The sequence below is a fragment of the Halorubrum yunnanense genome, from assembly GCF_026586675.1.
Lineage (GTDB): Archaea > Halobacteriota > Halobacteria > Halobacteriales > Haloferacaceae > Halorubrum > Halorubrum yunnanense.
Genome location: NZ_JAODIX010000039.1, coordinates 1 through 1,567, shown reverse-complemented (window position 1 = coordinate 1,567; position 1,567 = coordinate 1). Strand labels below are relative to the sequence as shown.

The following is a 1,567-nucleotide window of genomic DNA, read 5'->3' as shown; positions in this document are numbered from 1 at the left end:
GCGACGAGGCTGGGGAGGTGTGAGGTGCGGTTGCGGTGCCGCCGGGTGGGACTCAAAGGGGCAGCCGGGAGGGCGAAGACGGGCGACACAAGCACCGCAGGGAGCGAGTGAAGCGAGCGACTGAGGAGCGCAGCGAGCCCATCGAGTCCTCTCGGCTGGGGCTTTGGAGGTGTTTTCCGTGTCGACGCCAACGTATCGCCCAGCGGCTGGGGCTTTAGAAGCGTTCACCGCAGCGTTGTTGGCCGGATAACCCCGAGCGACTGAGGATTCTGGTGGCGTTCCCCGCCGATCCGCATCACGGCTCGTACACGACGTCCTCGCCCACAATCCTATCCGGGCACGAGCCGTACCGACGCCCATGCGCTCCGAAGACGAAATCCGCGAGCAGTACGAGTTCCTCCGCGAGCAGCTCGACGACGAGGAGATGTCCCACCGCGGCGTCGAGGAGCTGTTCACTCACTACAAGCGCGCGCTCGGCTGGGCGTTGGAAGAAGAGCACATGTAGCGCCGGACCCGTGCGACACGGGACCCACGCCCCGTTTCGACCCCCGTAACGTGTAACTGATCGAACACCAGTAGCGGCTCCTCGTTAGCTTTATAACTTTGAACCCTGTATCGTCAGGTGACGCTTCGTCTGGAGGGCCGAAGCGTCAGCGGGGACCAATCGGCCGCCCGACGCGGCTTTTTTCCGCGTCGGGCGCGCCGGCTTTCTGCTGACTACCACCGCTGCGCTCGGAGCGACGCGACCACCAACTCCGAGCCCGATCTCCTGGCGACCCCTGTGCGCTCGCCCCGGACGTATCAGCTTCCGGACGATCGACCGAAGGCGCGGTTCGACCCCGAACGGCCGCGTCATCGTTGATCGACTGACACAACCAAACGGAGGAGATCGGGAGACTCTACCGGTCGAGTCCCGGATCGACGTCTATCATAACGGTATATTTATTTATTTAGAACGGGAATGTATGGGCAGTTGTATGTACGACCTTACGGGTTTTCAGCGCGACCTGCTCTACGTGATCGCCGGCTTGGACGAGCCTCACGGGCTCGCGATCAAAGAGGAGCTCGAGGACTACTACGAGAAGGAGATCCACCACGGCCGGCTCTACCCGAACCTCGACACTCTGGTGGAGAAGGGCCTCGTGGAGAAGGGCCAGCGAGACCGCCGCACGAACTACTACACGCTGACCCGCCGCGGTCGCCGCGAGATCGAGGCCCGGACCGAGTGGGAGGGCCAGTACGTCGACCACTGACACTCCTCGTCGTCGACCGCAGGTCCCGCTCTGATCGCCCGTCTCGACCCTTTCTCCCCGTTTCCCGGACCGCGGTTGGAGCTATCTCCAACGACCGCGGGATCGCCTCGCATTTATTCCGTTGGCGTGCGACGCGTCCGCATGGATCGCCACACGGCCACCCCCGACGTCACCGATCTCCCGGGCGACCGCGCGCGGGAGTGGGTCGACTACCACCACGAGTCGGCCGCGCCGAGCACGTACGTCTACAGATAAGCAAGGCGAGTGCCTCGGGGCTTGACCCCGAGGGTGAAGCCGACACTCAAACGTGTTCT

Annotated in this window: 2 protein-coding genes; both read left to right on the top strand. The window is 64.0% G+C overall.

Annotated features, from left to right (window positions below):
* Nucleotides 1–358: 358 nt before the first annotated feature.
* Nucleotides 359–505, top strand: a complete 147-nt coding sequence (locus N5096_RS10105) for a hypothetical protein (protein WP_267664428.1) — start codon at nucleotides 359–361, stop codon at nucleotides 503–505.
* Nucleotides 506–977: 472 nt separating this feature from the next.
* Nucleotides 978–1,253: a PadR family transcriptional regulator gene (locus tag N5096_RS10100; protein WP_267664426.1), complete on the top strand. Its 276-nt coding sequence runs from the start codon at nucleotides 978–980 to the stop codon at nucleotides 1,251–1,253.
* The last annotated feature ends 314 nt before the right edge of the window (nucleotides 1,254–1,567 follow it).

Coding starts and splice junctions, on each gene's coding strand:
- N5096_RS10100 (WP_267664426.1), top strand. CDS start 978: ATGTACGACCTTACGGGTTTTCAGCGCGACCTGCTCTACGTGATCGCC.
- N5096_RS10105 (WP_267664428.1), top strand. CDS start 359: ATGCGCTCCGAAGACGAAATCCGCGAGCAGTACGAGTTCCTCCGCGAG.